This window comes from bacterium (genome assembly GCA_037131655.1).
Taxonomy (GTDB): Bacteria; Armatimonadota; Fimbriimonadia; order Fimbriimonadales; family JBAXQP01; genus JBAXQP01.
Window position 1 is genome coordinate 1 of the sequence record JBAXQP010000101.1, and the last position, 8,857, is coordinate 8,857.

10 protein-coding genes are annotated in these 8,857 nt (G+C 49.2%); 9 read left to right on the top strand and 1 reads right to left on the bottom strand.

Going from position 1 to position 8,857, the window contains the following annotated elements; all coding sequences use genetic code 11:
* Positions 1 to 77: 77 nt before the first annotated feature.
* Positions 78 to 551 (bottom strand): GNAT family N-acetyltransferase, encoded by a 474-nt coding sequence (locus WCO51_06300; protein ID MEI6512870.1) that lies wholly within the window; start codon positions 549 to 551, stop codon positions 78 to 80.
* A gap of 133 nt (positions 552 to 684) precedes the next feature.
* Between WCO51_06300 and WCO51_06305 the strand changes: the two genes are divergently transcribed.
* The 9 genes from WCO51_06305 to WCO51_06345 all read left to right on the top strand — a co-directional run.
* The gene (locus WCO51_06305) at positions 685 to 1,845 is read left to right on the top strand and encodes a uroporphyrinogen decarboxylase family protein (GenBank protein MEI6512871.1); all 1,161 of its coding nucleotides are present in this window, start codon (positions 685 to 687) and stop codon (positions 1,843 to 1,845) included.
* 52 nt (positions 1,846 to 1,897) lie between these two features.
* Positions 1,898 to 3,025, top strand: a complete 1,128-nt coding sequence (locus WCO51_06310; GenBank protein MEI6512872.1) for an aldo/keto reductase — start codon at positions 1,898 to 1,900, stop codon at positions 3,023 to 3,025.
* A gap of 142 nt (positions 3,026 to 3,167) precedes the next feature.
* The gene (locus WCO51_06315; GenBank protein ID MEI6512873.1) at positions 3,168 to 4,223 is read left to right on the top strand and encodes a uroporphyrinogen decarboxylase family protein; all 1,056 of its coding nucleotides are present in this window, start codon (positions 3,168 to 3,170) and stop codon (positions 4,221 to 4,223) included.
* A 17-nt stretch (positions 4,224 to 4,240) separates the two neighbouring features.
* Positions 4,241 to 4,735 carry a nitroreductase family protein gene (locus WCO51_06320; protein ID MEI6512874.1) on the top strand — a complete coding sequence of 165 codons (495 nt, stop codon included), beginning with the start codon at positions 4,241 to 4,243 and terminating at the stop codon, positions 4,733 to 4,735.
* Positions 4,735 to 5,277, top strand: a complete 543-nt coding sequence (locus tag WCO51_06325; GenBank protein ID MEI6512875.1) for a flavin reductase family protein — start codon at positions 4,735 to 4,737, stop codon at positions 5,275 to 5,277. The genes WCO51_06320 and WCO51_06325 overlap by 1 nt, the downstream gene beginning before the upstream one ends.
* A 132-nt stretch (positions 5,278 to 5,409) precedes the next feature.
* Complete coding sequence (locus tag WCO51_06330; protein ID MEI6512876.1) at positions 5,410 to 6,141, top strand: DUF1638 domain-containing protein; 732 nt, start codon at positions 5,410 to 5,412, stop codon at positions 6,139 to 6,141.
* Between the two features lie 36 nt (positions 6,142 to 6,177).
* Positions 6,178 to 6,813, top strand: a complete 636-nt coding sequence (locus tag WCO51_06335) for a corrinoid protein (protein ID MEI6512877.1) — start codon at positions 6,178 to 6,180, stop codon at positions 6,811 to 6,813.
* Between the two features lie 125 nt (positions 6,814 to 6,938).
* Positions 6,939 to 8,069 (top strand): uroporphyrinogen decarboxylase family protein, encoded by a 1,131-nt coding sequence (locus tag WCO51_06340; protein MEI6512878.1) that lies wholly within the window; start codon positions 6,939 to 6,941, stop codon positions 8,067 to 8,069.
* 85 nt (positions 8,070 to 8,154) lie between these two features.
* Positions 8,155 to 8,857 (top strand): hypothetical protein (locus WCO51_06345; GenBank protein MEI6512879.1); only part of this gene is annotated, 703 nt, incomplete at its 3' end.

Genomic DNA, 8,857 nt, shown 5'->3' on the forward strand with positions numbered 1-8,857 from the left:
CAATCACGAAAGCTTCGAGCGCTTTATTGACTAGGTCACGGCGGGTATTCCAATAAGTTTCGAACGATATATCCATATTATTGTCCAATCGGATCGGCAAACACGCCTGGGTCACTCTCTGGGATAACGGTTGCCCCCACTGCTTTCGCATAAAAGTCCTGCGGCCCCGCTCCACCGATGATGGCATAAGCATAGCCCATCTCACGCATTCCCCACAGGCAAGCCAATAAAAGCGCCTTGCCCACCCCATTCTTACGCTCGTTCTTTGCCACACCCGTGGGGCCGAAATAGCCCCGATAGGTGCATTCATAGGCACCAAACCCAACCACTTTTCCCTCTTTTAAGGCAATATATATTGAAGATGGTTTATTAGCAAATCCGACAGTGATTTCATAAGCCCAAGGCGCTTCAAAATTCTCCTCTACAAACGTCCTCACCGGCCCCATTTCATGCGGCAGTGCGCGGCGAATAACAATCCCCTTGTCGCGCATCTCATCTAAGACAGGTTCCAACGAAGGAAGCTTCAACAACAGCACGAGCATATCAGGCATAAAATACTCTCCAAACAGAGTTGAGACGGCCATATATTACCCGTATGGGACATACCACTTGAAGTCTGGCTGTATCGAAGCAAATAGCAAGAACTAAAGCTCAGACGCGGTACAATTGTTGAGAGGGGGGATTATGAGACTAATTGATTTTGAATTGCATAACGAAGAGGTTGCTCGTGTTTGGGAGGCTTATGATGCGGGAAGGCCTATTCGAGTACCTATGACGTTGGGGATCAACCCCAGGCTGACGATGGAAGTGCCGGAGGCTAATCCAACAGGGATACAGTATTTACAGTACTTTAATGATACCGATAAGATGCTGCAAAGGCAGCTTGAGCATAGTGAATGGGTGCTGTTTAATATCCCTCAGGATTTTCAGATGGGTCTGCCGAAAGACGGTTGGGACGTAAATGTTGACCTCGCTAATGTCTATGAGGCAGGGTGGTTTGGGTGTGAAGTAAGGTTTTATGGATTTCAAGTACCGGACAGCATTCCCCTACTAAAGGATGACAGTAAGAAGTGTCTGCTCTTTGATAAAGGCATCCCAGACCCCTTTGAAAGCGGGCTGATGAAGCTCAATTGGGAGCATTATGAGAATTTCAAGAAGAAACAGGAGCAGGGTTATACTTGGAAAGGGCTTCCTATTAATAATATTGCGCCTTCAGGAGTCTATACGGATGGGCCAATGACGGTGGCGTGTAATCTGCGTGGGGCTGCGGAATTCTGCGCTGATCTGCTTGAAGCCCCGGACTATGCGCATCAACTGCTCGATTTCATCACCACCGCCACCATCGAGCGCATCAAAGCCTACCGGCAAAGGCTGGGGCAGGAGCTCATACCTAAGGGAATGGGATTTGCCGATGACTCCATTCAACTCCTCTCCACATCAATCTATAAAGAGATGATTTTGCCGTACCATAAGCGTCTTATTAATGAACTCTCAGAAGGCGGGCCGAACAGCATTCACCTTTGCGGTGATGCCACTCGCCACTTCCCGCTTATCGCCAAAGAGCTTAATGTCAACGGGTTTGATACGGGCTTCCCTGTTGACTTCACATGGTTGAGAAAGACGTTGGGACCGGATACTTATATTTTGGGCGGGCCATCCGTGCCGTTATTGCTAAAAGCTACACCAGATGAAGTGCGGGATGAAACCAAACGTATTTTAGCCTCAGGCATCATGGAAGGAGGGCGGTTCACCCTGCGCGAAGGCAACAACCTAGCCCCCGGCACTCCATTAGAAAACTTGTGGGCAATGTATGACACGGTTAAGAAATTTGGACGCTACGATTAAAATCTGCGGTACACTAATATATAGCAACGCTATTGATTAAAAGGAAATAAATATGCTTTATCGAAATTATGGCAACACGGGATTGAAGGTATCGGCTTTGGGGTTTGGGTGCATGCGATTGCCGATGAACGGAGATGAAATCGTTGATGAACTCGCAATCCCCATGATTAGAAAGGCAATCGATCTTGGGGTCAATTATATTGACACGGCACTCGGTTATTGCGCCTCTAAGAGCGAGATCACCGTCGGCAAAGCCCTCAAAGATGGGTACAGAGAGAAGATTATTCTTTCGACCAAAAACCCGGTTTGGGAAGCCGATGGCGATAAATGGCGCAAGGTGCTTGAAGAGCAGCTCACGAAGCTCGATGTAAGCCAGATTGATGTCTATCATTTCCACGGCATCAATTGGAAGGCCTATACAGAAACCCTCAGCGCGCCGGGCGGCCCGATTGAAGCCTCTCGAAAAGCGCAGGATGAAGGGCTTATACGGTTCAGATCCTTCTCCTTCCACGATGCGCCTGAGAATATGATTAAGCTTGCCGATACGGGTGAGTTCGCAGGCGTAACTTGTCAATACAACCTTTTGGACCGTGTTAATGAAGACAGCATTGCCTATTTGAAGGAAAAGGGCATGGGCGTAGTGATTATGGGACCGGTCGGCGGCGGCAGGCTTGGCGGACCGCCTTCGGAAGAACTTGCCAAACTAATCCCCGGCGGAGCAAAAAGCACTCCCGAAGCGGCTTTGCGTTTTGTACTGGCCAATCCTAACGTATCCGTTGCCCTATCCGGCATGAGCACAATGGAGCATGTGCTTGAAAATACCGCTACCGCTTCCCGAGCCGAACCACTCAGTGATGCGGAGCGCGCAAAGATAGCGGATATGCTCGAAGAGAACAAGCGGTTAGCCGAGCTTTATTGCACCGGCTGCAACTATTGTATGCCCTGCCCGCAAAATGTGGATATCCCGGGCAACTTCCGTTTGTTGAATTACAACCGCGTTTTCGGTCTAAAAGAATACTCCCGAAGCAGTTATGCGGAGCTCGGCGCCCGGATGGACAAAGGCGTCAGTGCTCCCTCCTGGGCGGCATCGTGCCTGGAATGCGGCCAATGCGAACCCAAATGCCCACAGCATATCCCCATCCCCGAAAAGCTTAAGGAAGTCGATAAAACACTCGGCTAAATCTTCATATTCTTATTAAAAAGTAATTGATCGGCATAAGATGAACTTGCCGGTCAATTACTTTTGGCTTCGCTCATTTCTCTTGACTTGGATAAAGCGCATGGAGTATATCGTTAGATGCAATGCAGGTTAAGGAGAGATTATGACCGGACGAGAGCGGGTATTAGCTGCCATTAATCGGGAAAAGCCGGACAAGGCGCCAAAGGATATATCGTTCACACCTGCCCTCTACGATACTTTCTGCGAAAAGACCGGCTCAAACGACATTCGAGCCTACTTCGGGCTGGAGTGCAAAGGGGTTAACCCGCGCACTGTTGCTACGAATGACGCCGATTTTGCAGCTTACATGGAAGGACTCCCAGCAGATACCCAAGTCAGCAGTGACTACGGTTTGATGTCCCGTCCTGTCGGTTTTTATCACTTCTTAAAGTTTATTCACCCTCTTCGCAATGCTGAAACTCTCGATGATATCGATGCCTACCCGTGGCCAGACTTTACCGATGAGTACCGGTATTCGCATTTAAAGGATGAAATCAAAGAGGCTCATGACCAAGGCTTTTTTGTCCCCTCTTTTGCAGGGCATACTTTTGAGACCGCCTGGGAACTACTGGGATTTGAGAAATGGTTCGAAGACATCCTCTGTAACCCCGACATCCCGGATGCCGTCCTCGAGCGCATTACAGTTGACAACTGCATGATGGCGCGAAGGGTTGCAGAGGCGGGGGCTGACATGCTCACACTGGGTGATGATGTTGGCATGCAGGATCGGCTAATGATGAAGCCTGAAATATGGCGCAAATACCTCAAGCCCCGACTGGCGAGAATTATTCAAGCTGCTCGTGACGTGGTCCCTAACATGCCCGTGTGGTATCACAGCGATGGGAATATCTCAGATATAATCGACGATTTGATTGAAGTCGGAGTGACCGTTTTGAACCCCGTCCAGCCGGAATGTTTGGATCTTAAGTGGGTTAAAGACCGATATGCTGATAAACTAGCCTTCTGGGGCACGATCGGTACCCAATCAACCATGCCCTGGGGCACCCCTGATGATGTGCGTAATACAGTTAAAGATATGATAGAATTATTTGGCCCCGGGCTTTTGCTCGCGCCGACGCATGTGCTGGAGCCGGAAGTGCCCTGGGAAAATGTGCTTGCCTTTTTTGACGGCATCGAGAAGTACGGAAATTATCACTAAACAATGGAGGTTACGAGATGGATGCAATTGAATGTTTGAAAACGAGAAGGAGCGTTCGCTCATACCAGAACCGCGCAGTACCTAAGGAAATCCTAGAAGATATCGTTGACTGCGGCCGCTTAGCCGCTACAGGAATGAACTTGCAGCCATGGGAATTCGTCGTTGTGACCGATAAAGAACGACTGCAAGCCATTGCCGACTTAACCGATTACGGCAAATTCATCCCTGATGCGGGCGCTTGTATTGCGGTTATTTGCTCAGAAAATAAATTCTATGTCGAAGACGGTTCTGCCGCAACTGAAAACATATTATTGGCCGCTAAAGCGCATGGGTTGGGAAGTTGCTGGGTTTCGGCGGATAAAAAAATCTATGCCGATCCCATACGAGAGTACCTGGGCGCGCCGGCAGGCTTTAAACTTTTGAGTTTAGTTACTATCGGCTATCCGGATGATGAAGCCACCCATAAGACCAAGCGTCCACTCAATGAAGTTATACACTGGGAGAAGTTTTAATGAAAGTTGATACACATTACACTGATTTCCTACCCGAAACCTTAAAAGCCTGTGGTTCGATGGGCATATTATTGGTCGGTCAAGGATTTTCGGGCAAACCCAACACCATGACCATCGGTTGGTGCCAGGCCGGAGTGATTTGGGGCAAGCCGATTATGACTGTGCTTGTTCGACACTCGCGGTTCACCTATGGCCTTATTGATGAGGCGGGTACGTTCACCGTGAACGTAATGCCGCCAGAGTTCGCCGATTCGGTAGCCTTCTGCGGCAAGGAATCAGGTCGTGATCGAGATAAGTTTGTAGAAAAAGGTCTTACGGCCGTACCTGGCAAACTAATCTCCTGCCCTGTTATCGGCGAGGGAGTCATCCATTACGAGTGTAAAGTGGTCTATCGAGATGACTTAACGCCCGATGGGATCCCTTCAGACATCCAGACACGCTTCTACCCTCAGGGAGATTTCCACCGGGTTTACTACGGCGAAATCGTTGCCGCCTATGCCGAAGAAAACGCCCGAGAACGTCTGGCGGTTGAACCATATTAATATTCTCGCTAAGTATCTGATGTGAATCAGAAGAAAGTTATTGCATTATCCTGATTAATTGGGTAAGTTATAAAAAAATTTAAAGGGCAGTCTGTGTGCCCTGAGCTTGGTTTGAGGAAAGGACTTAGCCCCTTGAAGTTTAAGGTGGTCGCTTGCGATATTATGCGCAGCGAGGTCGAAGAGATAGCGCCGCAGTCGCCGCACGAATTGGATCTTACTTTTCTAACGCGCGAGGGCTATCACAACGAGCCGGATAAAAACCGCCCGCTTCTTCAGGAGCAAATAGACGCAGTGCCGGAAGGTTATGACGCGATACTGCTCGGCTTTGCTTTCTGCAACCGTCTATTGGATGGCATTCAAGCTCGGCATACCCAGTTGATCGTCCCGCGTGGACATGACTGCATCACGTTTTTTATGGGTTCACGCCAACGATATCGCGAGTTCTTCGATACCCACCCGGGTACCTACTACTATACGCGTGGTTGGTTGGAACGGAGAGACGGCAAGCAACTCAATCAGATGTCTGAAGAAGTCTCTGGAATCGGGAATACCGATTATGATGAGTTGGTCGAGAAATATGGAGAGGACAACGCTCAGTACCTCACCTCATTTTTCGATAAATGGCAGGAAAACTATACAAATGGCGTTTTGATTCAATTTCCTTTTGCTGAGAAACTGAATTTACGGGAGCAGGTTAAAGAAATCTGCTATACTAACGCCTGGAAATATGATGAAATGGCAGGCGACTTGGGTCTGCTTACACGATGGCTTAAAGGCGAGTGGAATGATGACTTTCTTATCGTTCCACCCGGTTATACAATAAAAGCAGCTTACGACGAAACAATTATGAAATTATCGTGCTAAGATTTACACGGTATCACAAGCACAGGAGGATATGACATGGCAGACATTAAGGAACTTCAGGAAACAATTATTAACGGCAACCGTAAGAAAGCTGAAGAGCTTACTAACCAACTTATCGCAGCAGGAGTTACCCCTCTAGCAATTATCAATGAGGGCCTCATCGCCGGCATGCAGATCGTTGGCACTCGATTTAAGTGCAACGAATTTTATGTACCGGAAGTTTTAGTGGCAGCTCGCGCCATGCAGTCCGCTATGGCCATTGTAAAGCCATTGCTCAAAGCCGGCGAAATCAAAGCCCCCGCGACCGTCGCTATTGGCACCGTCCAAGGCGACCTTCACGATATCGGCAAGAACCTGGTTATGATGATGCTCGAAGGCGCAGGGTTTGAGATTGTTGACCTCGGCGTCGACGTTTCACCAGATGTGTTCATCGAATCAGTCAAGAGCAAGGGCGTAAATGTTATCGCTATGTCCGCTCTGTTGACCACCACCATGCCCGGCATGAAGACCACGATCGAAGCCCTCACAGCGGCTAACGTTCGTGACAAAGTCAACGTCATCATCGGCGGCGCTCCTGTTACCCAGGAATACGCAACCGAAATCGGCGCCGACGGTTATGCCCCCGATGCCGCCAGCGCAGTTGATAAGGTCAAAGAACTAGTTAAAGCCTAACAACTAAGGACCATTTAATGCAGTAATAGAAGGTGCGTTTCAGAATTGCTTGCTACCCAAGCGAATCAGAAGCGCACTTCTTTATTGCGTATTTCGTACTACGTAATACGAAGCCGGAGGCAGTAATGAACGATCGAGAACGCTGGATTCGGACGATGCATTTTCAGCCTGTCGACCATGTTGTCGATGAGGAGTTTAGTTATTGGGACCAGACACCTGTGGTTTGGCGTCAGCAGGGGATGCCGGATGAGATTGGGAGAGATATCGATCTCGAAACCTATTTTGGCTTCTCCAAAGATGCAGTAGTTCCCACCGACTTCAGCATCATGCCTTGCTTTGAGGCACGGGTGCTCGAAGAAACCGATCGACACCGAATATCAATCGACAGCAACGGCGTCAAAAGCATCTCCAGCATGGACGGCTCAGCCTCTATCCCTAAGTACCTCGAATTTCCTGTTAGGGATTGGGATAGTTGGAACGACTACAAATCTCGCCTTCGTCTGGATGACCCTGAGAGGTTCTATTCCGACGCGCAATGGGCTGAGTTTCACAAAACGTGGGACAATCGCGACCATCGGCTCGGCATTTATTGCGGCAGCATGTTTGGGTGGGTACGCGACTGGATGGGGTTCGAGAACGTTTCCATCGCCTGCATCGAACAGCCTGATTTGATAGAAGATATGATCGAGCACAGTTGCAACCTTTCGATGAAGCTCATCGAGCGCCCGGCTAAGGAATTCCAACTCGATTACGCTCACTTCTGGGAAGATATATGCTTCAACAAAGGCCCGATTATCTCCCCTAAGATGTTTAATGAGTGGGTTATTCCCCGTTATAAACGCATCACCGATTTCCTGAAGGGCTATGGCGTGGATGTGGTGAGCTTGGATTGTGACGGCAACATCAATCAACTCGCCCCGCTTTGGCTTGAGGCAGGAGTTAACGTGATGTTCCCTCTGGAAATCCGCGGCGGCACCGACCCTTATGAACTTCGCGCCCGATTCGGTCGAAGCGTCTTGCTCAAGGGCGGCGTTGACAAGACCAAGATTATTGAAGGAAAATCTGCTATCCGCAAAGAAATTAATCGTCTGGAGAAGTTGGTGGCCGATGGAGGCTTTGTCCCCCACATGGACCACCTCTGTCCACCGGATGTCACCTTTGAGAATTATAATTATTATCTAAAGACCAAACGGGAAGCCTTCGGTATTCCCGAACCGGCTCCCTGGGATGAACGCAAGAAAGCGCTGGGGCAATAATCATTTGTTGTAGGGGCGCAGCAAGCAGCGCCCTCCGAAGGGCAGGACAAACCCTGTACCTACATTATATTCGGGAGGTTTTGTTATGAACGGAAGAGAACGTTGGAACCGCACGATGCATTTTCAGTCGGTGGATTATATACCGGATGAAGAGTTTGGATATTGGGATGAAACCCCGATTGTTTGGAAGCAGCAAGGCATGCCTGAAGAAGCGATACCGATAATGGATCAGTTCTTTGGCTTTCATCGCCGTGACCATGTCTTTCCTCGGTTTGGATTAATTCCCTACTTCGAATATCAAGTTCTCGAAGAGACTGACAAGCATATCCTCTCGATTAACCATACGGGTGTCAAGCATCTCACCTCCAAAGGCCCAGGCGGCAGCATCCCCAAGTATTATGAGTTCCCCGTTAAAGATTGGGACACCTGGAAAGCCTATAAGGAACGCCTCGACATCAATCATCCCGAACGATTGTGGACGGATGAGGCAATCACCAACCTCAAGGCACAATACGATAACAGGGACTTCCCTCTCACCATCTACTGCGGAAGCCTTTTTGGGTGGGTGCGCGACTGGATGGGATTCGAAGGCGTGGCCATCGCCAGCGTCGAAGAGCCTGATTTAGTCGAGGACATGATCGAGCATCTCACCAACATGACCCTTGCCCTCATCGAACGCCCGATTAAAGAGATTCAATTCGACAGCGCCGCCTTCTGGGAAGACATCTGCTTCAACAAAGGCCCGCTCATCTCACCGCGAATGTTCAGGCAATGGATGGTGCCCCGTT